The sequence below is a fragment of the uncultured Gimesia sp. genome (assembly GCF_937910335.1).
In the GTDB taxonomy this organism is placed as follows: domain Bacteria; phylum Planctomycetota; class Planctomycetia; order Planctomycetales; family Planctomycetaceae; genus Gimesia.
The window spans coordinates 1-24,781 of record NZ_CALEMX010000045.1 but is presented as its reverse complement, the minus strand read 5'-3'; the positions used below and the strand labels follow the sequence as shown (position 1 = coordinate 24,781).

Here is a 24,781-nt window from a genome sequence, read left to right as displayed (position 1 = left end):
CTGGTATTGGTATCAACTTTCGGTGTAGGATGGTGATTTGTTAGATCGTCATAGCGCACACTTATGAGTTTTACGTTGCATGGAATGATTTTGTTGGCCTGAATTTTTGCCCGCTTCTAAAGAAGAGGGAACCTGTCAACTCTCCCTGTGTCCACTTTGAACAAAACGTGTTATTATGAAGTTTGGGCAGATCGGAATGACGCCCCACATTGAAAACAAAGGGAGTAGAGAGATGAACTCTCGACAATTACTGAAAATTGGAGTTCCACAATACTGTTTGAAGACAGCCAAAACGGCGATTCAAACAGCCGTAGCTAATGAAAAGAAATCTGGTGCGGGAAAAGTACGTGGAAAAGAATTGAAGGAACGCATCCAGAAGGTTGTGGCGCATCCGGAAGAATTTCTGGAAGACGAAGCTTTTCGGCAATTGGCATTGGAGCTGATCGACGATAATCGCGAGGAAGTTTTTGAACCAATCGAGTATCAGATTTGGGGTCAAGCCGGAATCGATGACGGTGCGTTATCACAGATGGATCTGGCATGCCATGTTCCTTCCGCGCGGGGAGGAGCCTTGATGCCCGATGCACACATTGGCTATGGCTTGCCTATTGGTGGTGTTCTGGCGTTGGAAGATGCTGTGATTCCTTACGCTGTTGGTGTGGACATTGCCTGTCGTATGAAACTATCAGTATTGGACATTCCAGTTGATTCTCTGGACAAGAAAAAGCATCAGTTTGTGGATGCTTTGAATCGGGGAACCGTATTTGGAGTGGGTAAAGCTCATGAAAAACGGCAACGCCATTCTGTGATGGATGAGGATTGGACGGTGTCGAAAGTGACTCGTGAGAAAAAGGATAAGGCTTGGAAGCAATTGGGATCATCGGGTTCCGGTAATCATTTTGTTGAATTTGGTGTCGTCACATTTACGGAGGATGACGAAGAACTTGGTTTGACAGCAGGTGAATACGTGGCACTGATGAGCCATAGTGGAAGTCGTGGAGTAGGAGCTTCGGTTTGCAGTACCTATTCTTCCATTGCACAGTCACGTTTACATAAACGTCATCATAAGCTGGGACGCTTGGCCTGGTTGGAAATGGATTCCGAAGCCGGTCAGGAATACTGGGCTGCGATGAATTTGATGGGTGAATACGCGGCTGCGAACCATGCGGTGATCCACGAAAATGTTTCTGAAATTCTGGGAAGCAAAGTGATTTCCGGAGTGGAGAATCATCACAACTTTGCCTGGAAGGAGACGCATGATGGCAAGGATGTTTACGTGCATCGTAAGGGGGCAACTCCCGCGGCAGCGGGTGAGCTGGGAGTGATTCCCGGTTCCATGGCTGATCCTGCGTTTGTGGTGCGCGGAAAAGGAAATGCAGCGAGCTTGAATTCCGCTTCTCATGGTGCGGGGCGTTGTATGTCTCGTAGAAAAGGTAAGGAGAAATATACCTGGAATGCTGTCAGAAACGATTTGGCAAAACGAGGAATCACTGTGATTTCTGCGGGCGCTGATGAAGTACCCGGTGTATATAAAAACATCATGGAAGTGATGGCGGAACAACAGGATCTTGTGGAAATTGTAGCGCGTTTCAATCCTAAGATTGTCAAAATGTGCGGCGATGGAAGCCGTGCGGAAGATTGACTCGTTTTGAGAAATGGTAACAGGCAGATCGAAAATTATTTTTTGATCTGCCTGTTTTTTATGGCCTGGCTTTGCCGTCGATGCGTGGGCGTTGCCTTCACTTTTCCGGCACTCAATTTGAAGTCGGGAACAATGCTGGAGAGGGTTTGCGGATTTAAACTGAAGACTGTGAAGCCACCTGTTTTGAGTTGTCTTGTTAGCGCGATTTGTCCCAGGACACGGTCGCTGCTCAATGTGGTGCCTGTCGAGAGGGCTCCGATTCCCGGATAAATGGGAATACTACCGGCAAGGTGTTTCTGTTGTTCTTCGATCCAGGTTTGAAATTGCCTGTCGTTATCCGTGTAATCCATGGGGCAGATGAAATCAAGATAACCACGTTTGGCCCAGAGTGGCCAATCTTGCGCCACCCATTCACGGCAGTCGGGATATTCGCGGAAGACGGCTGCCGAGATTTTAATTCCTGGCCTGAGCTTGCGTGCTTCGCGCTGAACGGTTTCTACCAGCTTTGTGATCTGAGCGGCTCGCCAGTCCCGGTATTGGCTTTTCAGTTTTCCGTTGTAACAGTCGCCTGGCCAGTTTGCGACTTTCATGCCTGTGTCTGATTCGAATTTTTTCCGGCTGTAATCGCTATAACAATGACGATCGTTGGGGTAGCGGATATAGTCGAAATGGATGCCATCAACGGGATACTTTTTTACAACTTCCAGCATGCTGTCGACTTCAAGTTGGAAGTTCTCCGGGTGTGCGGGGTTGAGCCAGTCTGATGGTTCCCCTTTCACGCTGACTTGTGTGCGGCCGGCATCTCGCATTTTTTTGATGAATGATGCGGGTGCTGTAGAGAGGTTGTGATTGACTTTCCAGACATGAACTTCTAGCCCATGTTGATGGGCGGCTTTCAAACATTGTTCGATCTGATCGCCATACTTCTCATATGTCTTGCTGCGTGGCAGTACATCACTGGGGTAATGCGCGAGGCCTCCCCAGAGCATATTTGGAATGATCATATTAAAGCCTGCATCTGACAGCTCTTTGCAGGTCCGATTCCAGTCGCCGGGATAGGGGCCTGTCGGAGAGTGATCCCAGAAGGCTCGTGCTTCCTGTGGAGGGCTGGCACGAGTGAGCAAATAAATTTTGACCCGTTTTTCACGACAGACGCGAGCGAAGGGGATCGATTTAAAAGCTTCGTTCTGTTTCAGCAGGCGTTTTGCTTGCTGCAAACTGGAGATAGTTTGATCAAGATCGCGAGCCGCTAACTCGCGACTTTTTTGCGGTGTGACGGTCGAAACGATATGTTGTTTGAGGTCGGTGAATGTATGAAAGGGACCAATCTGTCCTGCTTGTTCAATGGTCGCTTCTGCAATGGAGTGCCAGAGACTGGGTTGAAAGTGTCCCATCAGGGCTGTGAGCAGTGCCTGTTTTTGAATGGGATCATCGCCAAGAATCAGATGGCTGAAATAGGCGCCCCGGTCACTGACAATTAATGCCGGTTTGCCTGTTGCCTTTCCTTTGTCATCCAGCCATTCGCCGACGATGTGGGCATTGTGTCCTGTAGGACTGGCGGCTATCAGATTCCAAGAAGCTTGTTTCATCTTAGAGGGAAGCCCCTGGATGTTGGGATCATTAAGGCTTATCGCTGCCAGACCGCCCGGTGTTACTGGCTTAAAGTACTTCCCTTTTTTGATTCCCAGATTTTTTTCCAGGGCGGTTGGGATATGAAAATTCAGAAAGATTTTGCCTCCCTGTTCCATGAATTGATTCAGTGTTTTACAAGCTTTTGGCGAGATATTGGGATTAAAGGGGAGAATGGCAACAGATCGGTTTCCCAATGTTTGTGATGTCAGTTCAGGCTCGCTGATCCGGTCGCATTGAATTCCGGCTGTTTGCAGAAAACCCTCAATACGCTCTGCGGCGACGAATGTGTCCTTTTCTTTTTCCTGCAAGCTCAGGTCCGGGACGATGATGGCGATCTCATTTGTCAAAGCTTTCAGGTGACGTATCTGAAAGTGCGTATCTGATTCTGCGTCTGAGTCGCGCCAGACGACCAAGCGAATTGTTTCAATTTTGTTCCAGCCGACTGGTTTGTCCTCAGGACGAAAGTCACTTTTGAGAAAGCGCAAAGTCTGCCAGTCTTTTCCATTGACTTGCGACGCTGCGGAATACCAGCCGGGACCGCTTTTGAAATACAGGCTGATCCGATGGTTGCTATTGGGAGATTCTGGTTTTATATCGAGGGTGAAAAGGCCTGGAGTAGTCAGGTCCAGTTTCACGTTCTTATCCATGCCTGCACGGGGGATTTCACGATTTGAGGAGAAGGGCGCTGATAGCAGCAATGCATTCTTTTTATTCATCTGTTGCACGGCGAGTGGCAGCGTCCCTTTGAGCTCTTGCCAGGATTTTCTAACTGCTGAGGATGATGCGTAATTGAAATCATCCAGAACGGTTTCCGTTCCGGTTGAGAATCCCACGGTGAGCACGAAGAGAATAGGAAGTTGATGAAGCATCAGATACCTGCTGTTAGAATAGAAACATCATAGCGCGAAATTTAATGATAGTTTTATCTGTTTCGCTGGTATCGGGCAAGGCTTTGTAAAATGATGAGATTTCAAGGGGAATATAAAAAAAGGGATCAGTGAAACGTATTTCACTGATCCCTAAATTTGGCACAGGCCCTTCATAGTGAAAATACTTATTTTTTATAGCTGACTTTCGCAAAGTAAATGGATGTTTTTCCTTCGTGGCTGGAATAGTAACTGACATTCAGCATGCCATCGTGAAGTACCATGTTGGCATAGCTGGTATCGCCGCCGCTGGGGAGCGCCAGCAATTCAGTGAGCGTACCTTTATCGACATCGATCTGACAGATTGATGTATGGGCTTTGGGAGAATAAAGTCTCACCGTTGCCAGAAAACGACCATCGGGTAGTCGAAAGAGTTCCGGGCCACCAATTTTTACTCCCAGGTCTTTCCAGGTCCAATCGGTGTAAGGTGGTTTTGCGACACCCAGTAGTCCGTTGGCTCCCTTGCCACTACCGTCTCGGCGGAGCAGGCAGTAGCAGGTTTTATCTTTGGTAAAGACGAGAGAACTTTCGTTGGAATACCCTTTATCGATTAATTTATCCACGACAATTTCATATTGTTTGCCATCTTTACTTTTGTAAAGTCGCGTAAACTTAGGTGCTGTTTTTCCGGTTTTATAACCAATGCTGTAGACATCGCCTTCGTGCCATCTCATACCCCAGAGCCACATATCGGGATCGCCGATAATATTTCCTTTCGACCAGTGTGTACCATCATCAGAGAACCAGGTCATCGACTGGTGCCGAATGGGATTGGGCTGATGCAAGGCGGCAGCACCACTCAGCATGAGTTGACCTTTGGGGGTGACCGCGATTTTTGCATCGCGCAGGTCGGCTGTCTCCGATGTGAGGCGGGCTACTGGTTTCCATTCTTTGCCATCTTTGGACGAAAGCACCTGTAATGCGCCATCGTTTGAAACATGAGCTTTGCCTGTGCGGAAGACGCAGAACCATTGATCTTTAAAACGGGTTAGTCCGGTAAATGCATTGTGAGGGTCCTGATCCCAGATCTTTTGAACGCTTTCCAGTTTTAACTGGACCGGTTCCGATGCTTCCAGTGGCAGGGTTGCAGGGAGAATCAGCGTGAGTGCTGCAGTGAGTTTCAAGAGGGTTTTCATGGTGAGTTCCTTTATGTTGACTTAAGAAATCTAATGCGAATGGTGACGGTATGATTTATTTCTGTTTGATTCTATCCAAAACGGTCTGTGGTGGCTTCCAGCCATATGCTCTTTTTTCTTTTGGATGATACAGACAGGTGATGATATAGAGGTCGTTGGTTTTTGATTTTTCGGGAGGTACATTAACTTGCACGTGTGTAAAACCGTCTCCATACCAGAAAACGTAGCCATCGGTCTCACTTTTTTTCAAGAGGTGTCCGTTTAAACGGATATCAGCCAGGTTCGGGTTTCGATAAGGGATTCGTAATTGAAACGCGATCCCCTGCGCAATGGGTGTTTCTTTCTCTTTCGTGGAGGCACCCTTGCTGACTGCGATCTTGATTTCCGGCCCATCCTTAACAATGGCCTGGAGGGCGCTGTGATTGATCTCTGGGATCGGTTTCATGTTGTCGAGGAATTGTTGAATGTCTGGTGAAAGTAATTCAGCACTCTTTGAAGAAGTGGCGATGATATAAGTGTCTCTGCCAGCGGTTTGCGGATAGAGGACTGCTTGTGAAAAGTGGGGTTGAATCTGCCAGAGTTCCACGCGGCTTTTGCGTCTTGTTTGTGGTGTATTACCCCAGGCACTAACGTAATGACCGATGAAGGACTGCATGCGGTTCACCGGGTAGCCAGGGAAAAAGGAACTATCCCATTTTGAATTCCCGATATTCATCAAGCCCTTTAATCGTGCCAGACCGCTGCCTTCCCAGCCTACTTCGAATGCCATAATCAGGGTGTGATAACGAGCGTATCCATAATGGGCTGTGTAAAACATAGGGCGTCCCAGCCAGAGTTTTTTCGACATCGCAGTCAGTTGATTTCCCCAGAGCAATCTTTGCGCATCGGCTTCGAAGCGATCGTAGCCATAGCCGGCTTTCCTGCCTGCCTGATTGATGGCTTCGGTGATCCGCCAATCCCAGGGACGTAAAGTGAAATTCGAATAAGCCGATCCGGTGACTTCAAACATGGTTTGGCCGCGATAACGTTCACGCGATCCCAATTGATCGGGGCTGTATTCCTGTAATCCTGTGCCATGCACGTCGACATGGACTTCTGGTTTAAATTCATCAATGACCGAGAGGATCGCCATCACTTCGGGAGATTTTTCGGGGTGCTTGAACTGGAATGTTTTCAGGTCCCAATTGTTGGTTCCGCCTCCCGTATAAGGGTCGATTTTCTGCGAGTTCCCAAATCGGTCCGTTTCAAAATATGCATAAGGGTTGATGATCGGGATGATCAGCAGCAGTTGTTTTTTTCGAGTTTCCTGCGCAGCCGGATCATTACTGAGCAACCATTCGATGTAGTGCATAACCGTGGTTGTGCCACTGCGTTCCGGACCACCATGCAGGGCGGTCATCAGGCAGACCTGTTTCTGATGGTCCTTGGTATTCGGATCTGTAATTTTCAACATCGAAAGGGGGATGCCTTCGGCTGTGACACCAATTCGGTCTACCTGGACCCAGTCCGGATGTGTTTCTTCCCAGTATTTTAAGGTTTCTGTGTACTCTTTGAGCGTGAGTCGATGTAGTTTTTCCTGCCAGGGATGAGGCAGCTTCGCCAGTTTCTGTTTGAGGTTTTCATTTTCTTGCGCCTGCAAGGAAAGTGGAAACAGTACACAGATTAAGAGGATCAGCGGTGCAAGGAATGAAAATATTCTCTTAGTTGATTTGATCTGAAAAAGTGAGACTGTCATATTGGTTTTCCTGTGTGGTTCTGAAATTCGGGCAATGAATGATTTTCAGGTTATTTTGGTGCAGGACCCAGTGTTTGTCCGGTGCTGGTCTGAATTGGCATGGGATAGATTTCTGCAGTATCGATGGGAAGTTTTCCCTGCTTCATCTGTGTCAGTAGCTCGGCTGCTTTCTGGCCGATGGCGACTTCATCGACGGTGATCGAAGAGAGTCTACTTTGGATGGCGCCGTGTCGCACGGTACCGCCAAATCCGAGCAGGGAAATATCTTCTGGAACGCGGTATCCCAATTTTCCCAGTAAGAGGTAAATCAGTTCTGCCAGAGAATCGAACGTAGCGAAGATTGCAGTCGGAGGATCAGGCTGTTTGAACATGGATTCTAAAGTCGTCAGTAGTTCCTGTTCATAATCTATTGGATGTATTTGCGAATGAGGTCCATGAAAAATAAAAGGTTCCGGACAGGGTGTTTCCTGGGATGCGAGTGCCTCGCGGAGGCCTGATTCGTATTCGATCGAAGAAGAAGCGCGATGGGGAGAAAACAGTGCTAATGAACGGTGTCCCTGTTGAAGTAAGGTCTGGCCCGCTAACAGCCCGACTTCTCTGAAGGGAATTGAGAGTAAAGGGGCCTGTACTCCTTCGACTTCTCGGTGACAGAAAACAACGGGGATACCATGTTGTTGTAATTGTCGTATCTGGTAAGCGGGGGTTGCAGGAACTGTCGCCGGGACGAGAGCCACGCCGGAAACGTGTTTGTCGATCAGTTGTAAGATCGTATTGCCCTGCATGTCAACTTTGTTTTCGGTGCAGCAGACCAGGACCTGATTTTGTGTCAAAGCGGCCGCCTGTTCAAAGCTTCTTTGTAACGACGGGTAAAAACCAGTGCGTATTTCCGGGAGAACAAATGCAAAAATATCAAGGGGTTTGGAAGTTGGCAGAGGAGGATTCAAGCTGACAAACGAGCCTTTTCCCTGCAAACGCGTGATCCACCCCTGTTCTTCCAGCAGCTGCATTGCGTTACGGACTGTCGTTCTGGCTAACTGATAAGATTCACAAAGTTGATGTTCAGAGGGAAGTGCTTCTCCCGGACGGATTTCCCCGCTAGTGACTTTCTGGATGAGTTGATCGACCAGCAGCATGTATTTGGGGCGCTGTTTGCCAGATTGTGTGAGTAAAGGCATAGAGTTTCCCTGAAAGATTCAGGTAGTCTGCAAATTGATAAAAGACAGAAAGTGATTACATTTGGCTTGAAATTGAGTTCAATGTAAGTTACTTGTATCTATGTATGATACAACTTGTTTGCAGGCTGTCAATCATCAAATCTGTATGATTTACAGGCATATCGTCTCAATAGATGGTTATGATTCAGAAATTAAAAGTACAATACGTCTTTATACTGTAACAGGGGATTTCAATGAAACAACTAATGATATTGTTGCTTGTGTTGGTGGGGAATTTTGAAACGTCTCGGATTCAGGCTGCTGAAAAGAAACCCCTGGAAATCGGCAATCAGCGTGAGCTGTTTGTCGATCATCATCTGATTGATCAGCTCAAAGGAACGGAATTACGATTACATCATCCTGTTGATGAAGGCATTGTGTTGAAGTTTGATAAACCCTGGGAGGGTTTGTTCTGCGGCTATTGCACCATCATTAAAGACGGTGATCGCTATCGAGCTTATTACCGGGGTCGCCCTTCAGCGGGAGCCGACGGTGATGTTGGAGAAGTCTATTGCTATGCCGAGTCAAAAGATGGTGTGAACTGGGTCAAGCCGCAATTTTCCATGTTTGAAAAGCAGGGCCACAAAAAAAACAACATTATTCTTGCAGATGCGGCACCGATGACGCATAACCTTTCTCCATTTTTGGATACACGACCGGGGATTCCCAAAGCAGAACGTTTCAAAGCGCTGGGTGGAACGATGAAAAGTGGTCTGGTCGCTTTTACTTCACCGGATGGAATTCATTGGAAACAACATCCCGCTGGCGCGGTCATTACCACAAAGATGGTTCCGTATCCTTATATGTTCGATTCACAGAATGTGGCGTTCTGGTCTCCGGTCGAGAAGAAGTATCTCAGTTATTTTCGTGTATTTAAAGATAAGATTCGTCGTATTGCCCGCGTTGAAAGTGATGATTTCATTCACTGGTCCAAGCCGGTTTTAATGGAATATACTCATCGGGGTGAAGCAGCTCCGATTGAGCATCTTTATACGAATCAGACACATCCCTATTTTCGTGCTCCCCATATCTATCTGGCTGTGGCAGCGCGTTTTATGCCGGGGCGGCAGGTGTTGACTGATGCACAAGCTGCAAAAGTGGGAGTTCATCCGAAGTATTTTAAAGATACTTCCGATGCCATTCTGATGACGACTCGCGGCGATAATACCTATCAAAGAACGTTCCGGAGTGGATTTATCACCGGAGGCATCGGCGCTCAAAACTGGGTTTCGCGGACGAATTATCCCGCCTTGAATGTCGTACAGACGGGTCCTAGTGAAATGTCGGTTTATGTCAATCAGGATTATGCCCAGAAGACAGCACATTTGCGACGATATTCATTACGATTGGATGGTTTTGCGTCCGTGCGAGCAGGCTATGACGGCGGTGAACTATTGACGAAGCCGATCATCTTTGATGGTTCCCAATTGTCAATCAACTTCTCTACGTCGGCAGCGGGAGGGATCAAAGTAGAAATTCAGGATGAAGCGGGCAAAGCCATTCCCGGTTTTACTCTGGCAGATTCTCAGGAGCAAATTGGAAACGAGGTCAATCGGATTGTTTCATGGAAGGGTGGTCACGATTTGAAATCGCTGAGTGGCAAGCCGGTTCGTCTGCGGTTTGTAATGAAAGATGCCGACTTGTATTCTCTACAGTTTACCAAGTGATCAGTGCTAAAAGATCGATTCACTTCTCCGGCAAGACATGGTTTCCTCGAGACTGGTCTTTCCGGAGATTTTTTATTAGTCTCAGGACATTGGAATCCAGTTTCTTAGTATTTTCTTGAAGAAAAGAGAGCGATGGCGGACCGAAAACGATTACTTGTGGTGGGCGTTGGCTCCATCGGTGAGCGGCACTTGCGTTGTTTTCAGGCGACAGGTCGCGTTGAATTATCCATCTGCGAATTGAATGATGGCCTGCGTGAAAAAATTGCTGATCAATACGGAATTGAAAAAAAATATGCAGACCTCGATTCGGCATTGGCAGACCCTCATGATTGTGCGGTAATTGCGACTCCCGCGCATTTACATATTGAGATGTCAAAACAAGCTGTGCAGGCGGGCTTGGATATTTTTATTGAGAAGCCATTGAGTACTAATTTAGAGGGAATAAAGGAACTGCAATCTCTACTACAGGAACGTCAGCGCAAAGCGGCCGTGGCTTATGTCTACCGGGCACATCCGGCGTTGACTGCGATGAAAGAAGCCCTTGAGTCAGGGAAATTTGGAAAACCGGTGCAACTGGTTGTGATTTCGGGACAACACTTTCCTACGTACCGACCCGCTTATCGAGACATATATTACAACTCACGGGAGACGGGAGGGGGCGCTGTTCAAGATGCGTTAACGCATTCGATGAATGCCGGCGAGTATCTCCTCGGGCCTGTGAATGCATTGGTTGCTGATTTTTCGCATCAGGTGCTGGAAGGTGTTGATGTGGAAGATACCGTGCATGTCATTACACGGCAGGGGAATGTGTTGGGGAACTTCAGTCTGAACCAGCATCAGGCTGCTAATGAGTCGATGATTACCGTGATTTGCGAGCGGGGCATGTTACGGTTTGAATTTCAAAAAAGCTGGTATCGCTGGATTACAAAGCCTGAAACCGAATGGCAGGTGGGATATCAGGAAACCCTGGAAAGGGATACGCTGTTCCAAAAACAGGCGAGCGCGTTCCTGGATTATCTGGAAGGCTTGTGTCCTCCTTTATGTTCTCTTGCAGATGGGGCGCAGACATTGGCGGTGAACCTGTCCATCCTGAATTCGGTTGATCAACGATCCTGGATCGAAACGACAGATTATCTTTCCTCCTGAAATGAACTGGCAGAAGTGGTTATGAAACAGACAGACGAACCAACAATACAACAATTGTTTGATCTCACAGGAAAAACGGTATTAATATCCGGTGCCAGTGGTTATCTGGGAGGTGCCATGGCCCGAGGTCTGGCCGAAGCTGGCGCACGACTGGTTGTGAGCAGTCGTGATCAAGGTCGGGCACAAGAGACGGCCCTTCAAATGCCGGACCCTCATCAGGTTGGTCATTTGGGAGTGGAGCTGGATCATATGGAAGAGGCCTCGATTGAATCGGGCTTCGAGTCTGCTGTTAACGCAGCGGGTCAGATCGATGTGCTGGTGAATAATGGAAATGATCCATTGGGAGTCGATTGGAAAGAAGTCAACGGCGATGACTTTTCACGTCACCTAAAAAACGCGACTGGCTATTTTTTGTTAGCAAGGAAATTACGTGATCATGTCGTCGCGCGGCAGGCCCCCGGTTGTGTGATCATGATTGGTTCGATGTATGGTGTTGTGGGATCTTATCCCGAAGCATACGAGGACATCTGTAATGCAAGTCCTGTCGCCTATCATACGATGAAAGGTGGGATCATTCATCAGACGCGTCACCTCAGCGTATATTGGGCAAAGGATCATGTGCGGGTCAATTGTTTGAGCCCTGGTCCTTTTCCTTCTGATGCTGCACCTGTAGCAATGGTCGAACGACTGAAAACACATAGTCCGATGGGGCGCATGGGAACGCCTGCCGAAATGAAGGGGGCGGTTGTATTTCTGGCCAGTGAAGCCAGCAGTTATGTGACGGGTCAAAATATTCTGGTGGATGGCGGCTGGACCGCCTGGTAAATCAATCTCCTTATCAAACAGTATCAATCCCGTTTTACTTTATGGTAGAATGGAGATAGTTTGCTGTCGCGCTATTCGAGGCCTGTTATTCTGATAGGGATGAAACATATTCGGGAATTATGGATTCTGGGATCATTAGTACGTTAGGCGGCCTGGGCCTGTTCTTATTAGGCATGGTCATTATGACGCGTGGCCTGAAAGAGCTTGCCGGCGATTCCATTCGACGCATGATTGCCCGATTTACCAAGAGTTTGCTATCTGGAATCAGTACCGGTGCTATTGTCACTGCGATTCTACAATCATCGAGCGCCACAACAGTCACCGCCGTTGGTTTTGCAGGAGCAGGCCTGCTGACGTTATCAGAGTCGCTGGGAATCGTGTTTGGAGCGAATCTGGGAACCACCATTACCGGTTGGATTGTGGTTTTATTTGGTTTTCAATTCAAACTGGGTCAAATTGCGTTTCCCCTGATCCTGATCGGAATTCTTTTAAATTTATTTGGCAGGAAACGCGTAGCGGCAGCTGGTTTTGCCCTGGCTGGATTTGGTCTGATCTTTGTCGGAATTGACAGTCTTCAAGGTGGAATGTCCGGATTTGCCGATGTTGTGACGCCACAATCATTTCCTCCTGATACCTGGTTAGGGCGATTGTTGCTGGTTTTTATCGGCGTGGGAATTACTTTAGTAACCCAGTCTTCCAGTGCCGGCGTGGCGATGGCGTTGACCGCCGTTCATACCGGAACGATTTCACTCGCGCAAGCATCGGCGATGGTGATTGGCTTTGATGTCGGAACTACATTCACCGCGTTAATGGCAACGCTGGGAGGTTCTGTCGCGGCAAGAAGAACGGGCATGGCACACGTGTTTTATAACATCGTGACTGCCGTCGTCGCCTATTTTATACTACCTGTTTACATCTGGAGCTGGAATCATTATTGGAATCCTGCAGGTGATCAATCTCCAGAGGTCGCGCTGGTCGCATTTCACAGCCTGTTTAATTTCCTGGGGATTGTGATTTTAGTTCCTTTCCTTAACCAGTTTTCCCGATTGATCACCCGCATGATTCCCGATGCGGTCAATGATCAGGCGGAACGTCTGGAAGAGTCTTTCATTCAGAACCCCAACGTGGCAATTGAGGCGTCTCGATCCACATTAGTTGATGTGTTTCAAAATATTCTACAGTTAATACATGCAATGTTTACATCAGAGAAGCATCGCGAGCAGATTGAGGAAGATTTAGAGTCATATCAGGATACTCTGAAAACCACGGCCCAATATTTGAGTCGGATTAATGTCTCGGAATCGGATACAGAGACGCTGCGCTGTTATCAGGAAGTCGTTTTGGCTCTCGATCATATACAGCGTTTAACACGACGCTGTAAGGAAGCGGAGCGCCTGGCTGTGACTCACAAAGTGGTACAACTCAATGATCTGGTCAAGCAATTGATCTGTTTGATTCAACAAACCGAAGCTTCTCTACACGATCATTCGAAAGAATTCGATGAACGGCCCTTAGAAGTGTTCTGGCTACAATTGGAGAAAGATCAGAAATCAACCCGCCGACAGCTGACTGAGTCAGCGACCAAAGCAGGTACTGATTTTGATACTTTATTGAGGCAGTTGGATGCCTATCGCTGGTTAATCAGAACCAGCTTTCATCTCTGGCGAGTCTTACATCATGTGCAGGCGGCCCGGATGATTCTAAAAAAAGAAGCGTCTGAGTATCCACCCTCTGATTAGTTATCAGGCGAGTGGGGGGTGTTCCTCATGCCAGTGTGTGGCTTTCTGATAGGCGTGTGCGACAGAGAGAATAGTGTCGTCGGCGAACAGATTACCAATCAGTGTGATGCATTCAGGTTGTTCCGCATCGAACTTGTAAGGGAAGACGGCAGCGGGATTTCCTGTCAGATTTGTTAATCTGACGTCGCCTGAATGGGTGATGTAGAGATCAATATTTTCAAAATAAGCCGCCATCTCTTTCATCAAAGCAAAGCGACGTCTTTGGGCGTTAAGATAGTCGAGAGCAGTTATATGACGCGCGGGGCGAAAATTCTTTACTCGTACTTTCTCCACCAGCTGCTCATCCAGGTTCTGGCTAATGAAATCATCGAATGCCACTGCTGATTCGACGATTAAAATATGCTTAATTTCATGATAACTGGGGGGAACGGGCATAGGTGTCGGCTTCGCTCCGAGATCGCGGAGTGTCTTTAGAAACGGTTCATCAATGTCTTCACTATAGCCAATTTTTATGTTTGACAGATCGAGTGAACGCTGAAAGCGGAAGGGGGCAGTCAGTGTGGATGGATCTTTTCCGTCGGCTCCATGAATGGCGTTGAAGACGAGTGCACAATCTTCAATAGTGCGGCACATCGGCCCTACTTTATCCATCGTCCAACTGAGGGTCATACATCCATGTCGGCTGACGCGACCGAAGGTGGGTCTCAAGGCGCTAATGCCGCAACGTTTTGTGGGAGAGACTATGGATCCTTGTGTTTCTGTACCAATGGCAAACGCCACGCAGCCCGCTGCGGTTGCCGATCCGGGGCCCGCTGATGAACCACTTGAACCCTCTTCGATATTCCACGGATTACGCGTGCGACCGCGATACCAGTCATCACCTTGTGCGAACGTGCCTGTCGCCAGCTTGGCGATGAGAATGGCGCCTGCCTTTTGTAACCGAACAACAATTTCTGCATCTTCATCGATGACCCGGTTTTCAAATGGCTTGGCGCCCCATGTTGTCGCTATATTCCGTGTTGAAAAGAGATCTTTGACGCCCCAGGGAATGCCATGTAATGGTCCGCGGTACTGGCCTGCGTTGATTTCCTTCTCTGCTTGTTTTGCAGCGCGTATTGCAGACTCCTCCATGATTGTGACAGCACAGAGAAGTTGAGGATCAAGTCGTTTTAATCGCTCGAGATAAATTTCGGTCAAAGTAACCGGAGATAACTTACGAGATTGAATCAGCGCCGCCAATCGATGAACAGGTAAAAACGCGATTTCTGCATGCGAATCGGGGACAACCCCTTTCCAGGGTTCGATTCGATTGTTCTGTTTTCGAGAGACATTCGATGTACTGTCAGATGCCAGAGATTCGACATACGCGGCCGATCCGATGGGAGAGGCCTGGAACTGTACCGCGGGTGCCAGTGAATTGGGCAACAGGTTAGTTTGTTCAATAGGCTGTTGCTTTTGTGTATTGTTTTTGTTGTCTGCCAGGCAGATTTCAGGAACGCATGCGGCGATGGTGGCTGCCAGACTCAGGAATTGACGACGGTCAAAGAATGGGGTCTCATTGATGTCGTGATCCTTATGGATTTGTTCGTTATCAGGTGTTTCTGACTGATTTAATGACATGCTCGTTTTCTACTTCCGATAATGAAGATGATTTTCCGATCCGGCTTAACTTGATGACGCATATTATTTAATATTCAAATGATGTCATGTTATCGTAACAGTGACCGCCCCCGTGTGTCTAACACATCGCTAACTATTTGTTAAAGGCACGCCATGCAATTTGAATTGATCCCCTATCAATCGGACTGGTATTTCCAAGCCTGTCAGCTTCGAAATGAAACATTGCGCAAACCCCTTGGCCTGGATTTGATGACGGAAGATTTAACAGCAGAAACTGAATATCTGCATTACGGAATGATTGCATCAAGCCGGGTCATTGCCTGTGCGCTGGCGATTCCCGTTTCCGAAATCAAAATGAAAATTCGTCAAATGACGGTTGCTCCTCAATATCAGGGTCAGGGTACTGGCAGAGCACTATTACAGAACATGGAATTGGATTTCCAACAGCGGGGGGTTGCGCTTCTTGAACTGGATGCGCGTGTTACTGCTGTCGGTTTTTATGAAAAGCTGGGTTATACAAAAGAGGGTGAGGAATTTGTCTCGATTTCGATTCCTCATTTGCGGATGGTGAAATCGCTCATTTAGTTTCTTTACCCCAGGAGTTCCTTGATCACTGCGCCGCCTGTTTGACTGAGAACTTTAAAGCGGCCTTCATGGAAATAAGTTAACTGATTGTCATCCAGTCCCATGATATGTTCGAGAGTGACATGCAGGTTTCTGATGGGGTTAACCACTTCGACGGCGTGGTCTCCGATTTCATCAGTCGCACCGACTCGGTGGCCCGCTTTGACGCCTCCGCCTGCCATCCACATTGCCATTCCTTTGGCGTTATGATCGCGTCCGGCGGCCTGTCTGCCACTGCGAATGCCATTGTCGGGAGATCGTCCGAATTCACCCGCCCAGACGACCAGCGTTTCATCCAATAGGCCTCTGGCTTTCAGGTCTTTCAAGAGTGCGGCGATGGGTTTGTCGACAGCCTCGATCCGCGCTTTGTGAGAGCGGTCGAGATAATCGTGCGAGTCCCAACCTGCGGCATAGATCTGAACGAAACGGACGCCTTCCTCAACCAGTTTTCTTGCCAGAAGACAGCGGCGACCAAAACTATCGGTTTCCGTTTGTCCGAGGCCATACATTTCCTGAGTCTGTTTCGTTTCCTTATCGAGGTTGATGAGATCGGGTACTTGTGACTGCATGCGGAAGGCGAGTTCATACGATTCCATGCGCGCTGCCAGCAGTTCTTCATGGGGATGCCGTTGCATGTCCGCCTGATTCAACTTTGCCAACAGATCCAGGTTTTTGCGTTGTGATTCTCGCGTTACTTGAGCGGGGGGATTCAAATCAAGAATCGGCGAACCCTTGGAACGTAAGGCGGTTCCCTGAAAATAAGCGGGGAGAAAACCATTCGACCAGTTGGCAGAACCCCCCTGCGGGTAGGCAACTTCGGGCAGGACAACAAACGCCGGGAGGTTTTCATTTTCTGTTCCCAGACCATAGGTCATCCAGGAGCCAATTGCCGGGTCACCCCCAAAGCGATTTCCTGTATTCATGTGATAGCAGGCGGTGGGATGATTGATCGATTCTGCCTGCAGTCCGTGATACACGCATAATTCGTCAGCGATTCCGGAGAGCTGTGAAAAGTGTTCGCAGAGTGAAATACCCGACTCGCCTGCCTGTTTGTGTTTGAAGGGACTTTTGATGTAATACCGTTTACCGCTGGCCATGGCGGAAACCTGATTATCTTTGCGTACGAATTCTTTCAGGTGCAGTTTATCCAGTTCCGGTTTAGGGTCAAACGTATCAATATGACTTGGTCCCCCCTCCATAAACAGGAAGATGCAGGCTTTCGCGCGCGGTTTAAAATGCGGGTCGCGCGGTGCGAGAGGTTTTCCTGATTTCAGGGGGTTGGGTTTTGGTGCTGGTTTCTCTTCTGCCTGAAGCAGAGCGTTCAGCGCAACTGTGCCCAGACTGGCACTCATTCCATACAGAAAATCGCGTCGTTGTAATCGGTTCATATGATTCTTATCGCAAGTAAATAAATTCGTTGGAATTCATCAAAACAAGACACAGCTCGGCCAGGGCGCGGGTTTCTGCATCGACGTTCCAGGGTTTCAAGTCTTGTACATAGTTTTCAGTAAGGTTAAGTTTCTCGGTCCAGGAAAATAATTTTCCCGTTAATTCTTCAATCATTTCCCGTTTTACTTCACCTGGTAGAGATATTTTATGAGGAGGCTTTGATTGATGCGTAAGCTGCATTTCATTGACATGTTCGAGAGCCCATTTTCGTTCATTGGGTTCGGGCGTCCTTAAGACAATCTGTTGAAAGACCTGATCAATGGCGGCGGTCTTTGATGTCGTTTCCTGTTTGATTTTATGGGCCAAAGCAAGGGCACGGTCATGTGTGAATTGTCCGTTGAACAGAGCAAACGCCTGTGGTGTAACCGTTGTTTCATCTCGCCGCTCACATGAAATTTCACTGTCTGGTCGATTAAAGACCTCGAGCATGGGGTCAGACAGAGTGCGATATCGAAAAGCATACAGTGTTCGTCGATTACGTTGCTCAGGAAGGGGCATTGGTTGATAGGCGGGAGCCACAGAGCCCATAATGTGCCGCGGCTGTAGTGCGACTTCCCAGTTGATTTCCGGGAAGACGCCGGGGCCTCCCATTTCCGGATTCAGTTCATGAGTAATAAACAACAGCGAATCCCGAATTTGCTCGGCTGTCATTCTACGTGTGGGAAAATGTGAGAGCAGCCGATTACTGGGGTCTTGATTCTGGACCAGTTCCTGATTCAGCGGGTGACTACTTTGCTGATAAGTGTTTGAAGTCATGATGAGGTGGTGTAGTTTTTTGATTGACCAGCCATGATCCATGAACCAGGTCGCCAGCCAGTCCAGAAGTTCCGGGTGCGAGGGTTTTTCACCTTTCTGACCAAAGTTATTGGGCGTCGCAACCAAACCCGAGCCAAAATGCATTTGCCAGATACGATTCACAATGACCCGTGCAGTCAAGGTATTATTCGAACTGGCAACCCAGCGCGCGAATGCCAGACGTCGGCCTTCTCGTGATTGAGGGATCGTGTTCCAGGCTGTGGGTTCCTGAATATTGTTGGAGCCAGCGACAGCGCTTAGCACTCCCGGCGTGACTTGTTCCGTAGGGGCTGTTACTGCGCCTCCCGCGAGAATAAAGATCTGCTGTGCTTCGCCTTGTTGTTTTTTAGGGGCAGGTAATAAGTTGACCGTTTTTGTGGACTGATAATTGTTGGGAGGGCCATTGTATACACTAAAGGCGTAAGGTTCGTAACGTTTGAGTTCCCTTTCGAAGTAGGCGATGCGTTTGTTATTGATTTTGAGCAGGCTTCGCTCGAGTTCTGATAAGCCAAACCACCTGGAAGGAGGTCGTTTGTCTTTAGGAACTTCATTCAGGTTTTTGTAATGATTCTCTTTCAACCATTTATTAATCGCTGCTTTTGATTTCTGTGACAATACTTGTTGGGCGCTGCGTGTTTCCTGGATTAACTTTTCGGTGCGCATTTTCATATTCTTAAAGCCCGAAATGTTTTCAAAGGGCTGGTATGCAACCTTGCGGTCGGCAAATTGCACCGGAGCAAAGACCGCTTGAATACGGTAGTAATCTCGTGTAGGGACCGGGTCGAATTTATGATCGTGGCATTTGGCACATCGGAAGCTGTGTGCGAGGAAACTGACGCCTACACTTTGTGTGATGTCATCCAGAAACAGTTGCCGAGTTATTGCAGCTACACTCATTCCCGTATGTTCCCAGGGGCCGCTGCGGAGAAATCCAGTGGCAATCACCAGCTCGGGATTTTCTGGATCCAGTTCATCGCCCGCCAGTTGTTCCAGAATGAATCGATCGTATGGTTTGTCTGCATTGAAGCTACGCACGAGGTAATCACGATAGCGCCAGGCGTTGGGGCGTTCATAGTCGTTCGCAAAGCCGCTGGTGTCGGCATAGCGTACAATGTCGATCCACATCTGTGCCATCTGCTCGCCGTATTGCGGACTTTTTAACATGCGTTTAATTTGTTGTGACCATTCTTGTTTCGCATCTGTTTTTTCAAACGCGCTGACCTCTTTCGAAGTTGGTGGAAGTCCAGTGAGATCATATGAGGCGCGCCGCAGAAAAATTTTCCGTTTAGCGGGTTTTGAAGAGCTGATTTTTTTCTGTTTGAGCTTCTGTTGAATGAAGGCGTCGATCGGATGCCGTTGACCAGATTGTCTGGAAGAGAGTGATTTCCAGGGGACAGGTGGTCTGCGAATGGGCTGGTAGGCCCAGACATCTTCCGGTTTATAAGTGCGTCCGGTCCAGGTTGGACTCTGTCCCCCTGAAGTAGACATTGCGGTTTCTGTTTTTGAAATTGTGCTCCTTAAAGCAGGGGAAGTGAGTTTCTTTTCAGACCAGATTGCGCCTTCAGTAATCCACTGTTTCAAATTGGCGATTTCCGTTTCATTCAAACGGTTGCGTTCTTGAGGAGGCATCTGGATATCAGCATCTTTCCAGGTGACTGATTTCCAGAATGGACTTTGTTCGGGTTTACCAACGATCACGGCTGGCTCGCCGGACTCTCCCCCTTTGATTAAGGATTCGCGGGTGAGCATGATATATTCGCCTTTAATGTCGTCTGGCGTTTTGCCATGACATCCCAGGCATTTTTTTTCGAGGAGAGGCCGAATCTTCTCCAGGAAAAATTGTTCGTGTGCATTTATTTTTGAGTCATCTGCCAGCAGTGTCGAATTAGATTGCAGTCCCATAACAACAAAGAAGATGATGTATGTTGATTGTTTTGATAAAGAGTGAGGAAAAAGTTCGAGCATTGAATGGAATCTCTCAAAACTTGATGAACTGAGTGGAACTAATTGACACAATTTCATGATCTTAAGTTAATAAAGGAAGGGTGAGAAAGCAATTTCTATTCGACTTGAAATCCAAGAGTACCACAAAGAGACACCGTTATTTCTCTTAACAAAGTTTCGTATTTGGCTGGGAAGGTGAACACTGTTCCTGTAGGATGAATTCAGAACAAATTCACTGCAGAGTCCCCGTTCAATCTGCATTGGTAAACCATCTTTAAAAAAGGCAAATCATGAATAATCGGTTTAAGAAAATTTTATTGAGTCTGTGTGTAGTTGCAGTGTTACCCGTACTAGATGGGACTAATGCTTTTGGACAAAAGAAAAGTCTGCAGAGAGCTGGTGCGGTAGGCGATGGTGCCATTGTCAGTGAATCATCCGAGGATGCGTTGCACCCTGGTTACACCTCACTGTTTAACGGGAAAGATTTTACCGGTTGGGTTGTACCGGAAGGGGACAATGGTCATTGGAAAGTTGTCGATGGCGTGATTGACTACGATGCCCAAAGTGAAGCCAAGGGAGAGAAACATCTCTGGACAGAAAAAGAGTATGGCGACTTCATAATGAGCCTTGAATGGCGTATCAAGCAAACAACGGGTTTATACAAGGTGCCCATCGTTTTGGCCGATGGTTCGGAACTGAAAGACGCGAACGGCAACGTGATTACCGTTGAACTTCCGAATGCTGATTCGGGAATTTATCTGCGTGGCACACCAAAAGCACAAGTTAATATCTGGTGCTGGCCCCTCGGTTCCGGCGAAGTTTACTCATACCGTCGCGATCAAAAAGTGTCTCCCGAAGTCCGAGCCGGTGTAACACCGAAAGTGAATGCCGACAAACTTGTGGGCGAGTGGAATAAGTGCATTATTATTATGGTCAAAGATCGTTTGACTGTGATTATGAACAATAAGATGGTACTTGAAAATGCGCAACTGCCCGAAGTACCAGAGAAAGGACCCATTGCCTTTCAGCATCATGGCGGAAAACGGAAGGATGGGACATTCAGTCCTGCCAGTAGCCTGATGCAGTTCCGAAATATTTATATCAAAGAACTTGATTAGCTTCTGATTGATTCTTCTTAATTGATCCTTTACGATTGAACCCGTCTTCTGTTTCACACAAGTGAGTACAGCAGGCGGGTTTTTATATGCCTTAGATTCACAGGTAAAGCATTGATGAAACAAAACGAGCATTGTATAGCCTACCGGTTGATATTGGTTATGGTTTTCTGTTTAGGAATTCCAGGTTCGCTGACCGCACAAAAAACGAGTGATCCATTTCGAAGTGTGATTCGTCCCACAGAGCCACTCTCTCCACAGGATGCGCTCAAAACATTCACCTTGCCTCCCGAATTTGAAATTCAACTGGTAGCAGCCGAGCCCGATATTCAAAAACCATTAAATATGGCCTTTGATATCAGAGGCCGACTTTGGATCACCGAATCTTCCGAGTATCCCCATCCCGTTAAAAAAGGGAAAAAGGGAAATGACGCGATCAAAATTCTGGAAGATACGAACGGTGATGGGCGGGCTGATAAGATCACGACATTTGTGGAAGGGCTGAATATTCCGATTGGCCTGTATCCTTACAAGAACGGGGTAATCGCATTCAGCATTCCCGATATCGCGTATTATGAAGATACCGATGGAGATGATAAATCAGATAAAGTCACAAAGCTGTTTGGGCCGATGGGTTTCGAACGTGATACGCATGGCATGAATAATTCGTTTCGTCGTGGCTTCGATGGTTGGCTGTATGCGAACCACGGGTTTAATAATCAGACCAGTGTCAGTGGCAGTGATGGGCAGAAGATCGAGATGCATTCGGGGAACACGTATCGCATGCGCCTTGATGGGTCACGTATTGAACAATTTACGCATGGGCAAGTGAACCCTTTTGGTTCGTCGTTTGACGAAATGGGGAATCTGTTTACCGCGGACTGTCATTCCAAACCCATTTATCAATTATTACGAGGGGGCTTCTATCCCAGTTTTGGCAAACCTCACGATGGTTTAGGGTTTGTCAAACCGATGATGGAACATCTGCATGGGTCAACGGCGATAGCCGGTGTGGAAATTATTTCGGGAGATCAATTTCCAACCGAGTATCGAGGCAATTTCTTCAGTGGCAATGTGATGACCAGCCGCGTGAATCGAAATTCACCCGTGTATCACGGTTCCACGATCGTTGCCAAAGAAGAGCCCGATTTTCTCTCGAGCTCTGATTCCTGGTTTCGCCCCGTTGATATCCAGCTCGGGCCGGATGGCGCACTTTATATCGCTGACTTCTACAATAAAATTATCGGTCACTATGAGGTTCCCCTCGATCATCCGGGACGAGATCGTTTTCGAGGACGCATCTGGCGGATTGTTCGAAAAGGAAAAGACCATAAACACGTTGATTATTCTAAACTAAGACTGCCTGAATTGATTGAGTTACTTGGTTCTCCGAATTTGACGAGGCGTATGTTAATTACGGATTATCTTTCCGATCAACGGAGCCTGGATGTTGCTGGTCCTCTACAACAAGCAGTCATCAACGCGAAACAACCCACAATTGTCGTGCATGCACTCTGGGTCTTATTTCGGCTGAATGCGCTGACTGATGATTTGATATCGCAGGGCCTGTCGAGTTCTTCAGAACTGGTACGGATTCATTCGGCGAAAATTCTCGCGGAACAAAAGCCATGGGACGAACAGAATCGACAGCAGGTGGTTAATGCACTGCAAGATGAGAACGCCTTTGTGAAACGGGCGGCGTCAGAAGCACTAGGTTTGCATCCGAATCGGGAAAATTTAAAGCCTTTATTTGCTTTGCTAAAGTCCGTTCCAGTGGAAGACCATCATTTGGAGTATGTCGTACGTCGAGCTTTGATGCTACAGATTCGTGACCCACTGGTGTTAAAACAATTGGACTGGAAGGCTTTGAATCCAATACAGCGGAGTGAATTGGCAAAGCTCTCACTGGCTGTGCCCACTCAACAGGCGGCGCTGTATTTAATTCAATACCTGAAATCAGAGCGTGTCGATGAAAGAGCGCTCCCTGAATATTTAAGACATATCGTGCGTTATTTACCCGCAGAAAAATTGCCACAGATCATTCAGTTGGTCCGCACGAAGTTAGTCAGTGATCTGGACCTTCAAGTCGAAATTATCAAGGCCGTTCTGCAAGGATACCAGCAAAAAGGTTTGGTCTTTGATGCCGCTCTCAAAGAATGGGCGAACGATCTCACACATAAATTATTAGTGGTTATTTCCAGACAACCGCTCCAATGGGTGAATTTACCGTTGAGTGACGGGGAGGCTTCAAATCCCTGGAGAGTGCAGCAGAGGGCGTCAGTTGATGGCGATTTGATGTCTCCGTTTTTTAGTAGTTTGCCTGCAGGGGAGCGATCCACTGGTCGTCTCATTTCTCAGGATTTTACGATTCCAGCGATGTTGGAGTTTTATGTGGCAGGGCATGTCGGTTTTCCTGATAAACCGGATCATGGTCTGAACTTTGTGCAATTAAGACACACCAAAGATCACAGTGTTCTCAAACGTGTCTCTGCACCACGCAATGACCGGGCTCAAAAGGTAAGCTGGGAGTTAAAAGCGTCAGCGGGAGAGCAGGGCTATCTGGAAATTGTCGACGGTGATCAGGGTAAAGCGTTTGCCTGGTTGGCCGTCGGGCGATTTCAACCGACCGTCATTTCTGTACCCCGTAAAAGTCTACAACAACAAATCAGCCGCATAGCGGCGGCTGCGTTACTGGTTCAGCAGTTTCACATTCATTCTGCCCGAGATGAGTTGGTCGCGTTATTTGCATCGGATCGTCTCGATCACGGTTTGGTGAATGCGCTGGCGCTGGCTGTGATCACTGTCGATAATACCAACAAATTTCGACCTTTGTTTCCCTTAGCAGTCAGTCAATTTCCTGTGACAGATACGTTTCAACGTGATGTGATTCAGGCGGTCATTGATCAGAGGCAGGATCAAATAGATGTACTGTTTCAGCGTGCCTTTAAAACTTATCCCTTTCGTTTACAGACACAGTTGGCAGCAGCAATTTCCCGGCAACCTGAGGGGCTCACTCAACTGGTAACTTACATTGAGAAAGGCCTTGTGTCTCCTCAACTATTGACAGAACCGGCGATTCAAAACCAGATACAGCAATCAACTAATGAAAAACTGAAAACGCGTGTGCAAAAAATAGTCAGCGTATTGCCGCCACGTGAAAAAAAGACACAGGAGAGTATTGCTGCCCATTTGAAATCTCATGAGTCTTTCAAGCTGTCTCTGGAGAATGGTCGGGCGGTGTTCGAGAAGAACTGTGCGATCTGCCATCAGCTGACCGGCAAGGGCGCGGTTGTCGGTCCACAACTGGACGGAGTTGGCAATCGGGGACTGGAACGGTTGCTGGAAGACATACTTGATCCGAATCGCGCAGTCGATATCAATTTTCGAACAACGACCATCGTTACCGATGCCGGTCGTATTTTATCAGGGTTGAAGCGACGGGAAGAGGGGGCCGTTCTGATTTTTGTCGATAATAAGGGAAAAGAATTTCCGATTTCCAAAAACGAAATTGAAGAACAAAAACAATCTCCGCTTTCATTGATGCCCGCGAATGTGACGGAAATTTTGTCGCC

At 47.7% G+C, this 24,781-nt stretch carries 15 protein-coding genes; 8 read left to right on the top strand and 7 right to left on the bottom strand.

The features are described from left to right. Positions 1-232: 232 nt before the first annotated feature. Positions 233-1,642 carry an RtcB family protein gene (locus tag Q0668_RS01945; RefSeq protein WP_298859399.1) on the top strand — a complete coding sequence of 470 codons (1,410 nt, stop codon included), beginning with the start codon at positions 233-235 and terminating at the stop codon, positions 1,640-1,642. A 35-nt stretch (positions 1,643-1,677) separates the two neighbouring features. On the opposite strand, the gene Q0668_RS01940 is transcribed toward Q0668_RS01945, so the two are convergent. The 4 genes from Q0668_RS01940 to Q0668_RS01925 form a co-directional block, all read right to left on the bottom strand. Continuing rightward, positions 1,678-4,143, bottom strand: a complete 2,466-nt coding sequence (locus Q0668_RS01940; RefSeq protein WP_298859398.1) for a family 10 glycosylhydrolase — start codon at positions 4,141-4,143, stop codon at positions 1,678-1,680. A gap of 185 nt (positions 4,144-4,328) precedes the next feature. Beyond that, positions 4,329-5,336, bottom strand: a complete 1,008-nt coding sequence (locus tag Q0668_RS01935) for a sialidase family protein (protein WP_298859397.1) — start codon at positions 5,334-5,336, stop codon at positions 4,329-4,331. A 55-nt stretch (positions 5,337-5,391) separates the two neighbouring features. Continuing rightward, positions 5,392-7,071, bottom strand: coding sequence for a M14 family zinc carboxypeptidase (locus tag Q0668_RS01930; protein WP_298859395.1), 1,680 nt, complete (start codon positions 7,069-7,071; stop codon positions 5,392-5,394). 50 nt (positions 7,072-7,121) lie between these two features. Beyond that, positions 7,122-8,246 (bottom strand): GntR family transcriptional regulator, encoded by a 1,125-nt coding sequence (locus Q0668_RS01925; protein WP_298859393.1) that lies wholly within the window; start codon positions 8,244-8,246, stop codon positions 7,122-7,124. Positions 8,247-8,479: 233 nt separating this feature from the next. Here Q0668_RS01925 and Q0668_RS01920 point away from each other — a divergent pair, with 233 nt between their 5' ends. The 4 genes from Q0668_RS01920 (at position 8,480) to Q0668_RS01905 (ending at position 13,662) form a co-directional block, all read left to right on the top strand. Then, positions 8,480-9,952, top strand: coding sequence for a hypothetical protein (locus Q0668_RS01920; protein ID WP_298859392.1), 1,473 nt, complete (start codon positions 8,480-8,482; stop codon positions 9,950-9,952). A 132-nt stretch (positions 9,953-10,084) separates the two neighbouring features. Next, positions 10,085-11,098: a Gfo/Idh/MocA family oxidoreductase gene (locus tag Q0668_RS01915; protein ID WP_298859391.1), complete on the top strand. Its 1,014-nt coding sequence runs from the start codon at positions 10,085-10,087 to the stop codon at positions 11,096-11,098. Positions 11,099-11,119: 21 nt separating this feature from the next. Then, positions 11,120-11,923, top strand: coding sequence for an SDR family oxidoreductase (locus tag Q0668_RS01910; protein WP_298859389.1), 804 nt, complete (start codon positions 11,120-11,122; stop codon positions 11,921-11,923). A gap of 119 nt (positions 11,924-12,042) precedes the next feature. Next, positions 12,043-13,662: a Na/Pi symporter gene (locus tag Q0668_RS01905; protein WP_298859387.1), complete on the top strand. Its 1,620-nt coding sequence runs from the start codon at positions 12,043-12,045 to the stop codon at positions 13,660-13,662. A gap of 3 nt (positions 13,663-13,665) precedes the next feature. On the opposite strand, the gene Q0668_RS01900 is transcribed toward Q0668_RS01905, so the two are convergent. Then, positions 13,666-15,282: an amidase gene (locus tag Q0668_RS01900; RefSeq protein ID WP_298859385.1), complete on the bottom strand. Its 1,617-nt coding sequence runs from the start codon at positions 15,280-15,282 to the stop codon at positions 13,666-13,668. Between the two features lie 153 nt (positions 15,283-15,435). Here Q0668_RS01900 and Q0668_RS01895 point away from each other — a divergent pair, with 153 nt between their 5' ends. Then, positions 15,436-15,867: a GNAT family N-acetyltransferase gene (locus tag Q0668_RS01895; RefSeq protein WP_298859383.1), complete on the top strand. Its 432-nt coding sequence runs from the start codon at positions 15,436-15,438 to the stop codon at positions 15,865-15,867. 5 nt (positions 15,868-15,872) lie between these two features. Here the strand turns inward: Q0668_RS01895 and Q0668_RS01890 are convergent, their stop codons facing one another. Together Q0668_RS01890 and Q0668_RS01885 are read right to left on the bottom strand one after the other, a co-directional pair. Beyond that, positions 15,873-17,294 carry a DUF1501 domain-containing protein gene (locus tag Q0668_RS01890; RefSeq protein WP_298859381.1) on the bottom strand — a complete coding sequence of 474 codons (1,422 nt, stop codon included), beginning with the start codon at positions 17,292-17,294 and terminating at the stop codon, positions 15,873-15,875. Between the two features lie 7 nt (positions 17,295-17,301). Further along, positions 17,302-20,115: a PSD1 and planctomycete cytochrome C domain-containing protein gene (locus tag Q0668_RS01885; protein ID WP_298859379.1), complete on the bottom strand. Its 2,814-nt coding sequence runs from the start codon at positions 20,113-20,115 to the stop codon at positions 17,302-17,304. 269 nt (positions 20,116-20,384) lie between these two features. On the opposite strand from Q0668_RS01885, the gene Q0668_RS01880 reads away from it, so the two are divergent. Both Q0668_RS01880 and Q0668_RS01875 read left to right on the top strand, forming a co-directional pair. After that, positions 20,385-21,212, top strand: a complete 828-nt coding sequence (locus Q0668_RS01880; protein ID WP_298859377.1) for a DUF1080 domain-containing protein — start codon at positions 20,385-20,387, stop codon at positions 21,210-21,212. Between the two features lie 114 nt (positions 21,213-21,326). Then, a partial coding sequence (locus tag Q0668_RS01875) for a PVC-type heme-binding CxxCH protein (protein WP_298859375.1) occupies positions 21,327-24,781 on the top strand: 3,455 nt, incomplete at its 3' end.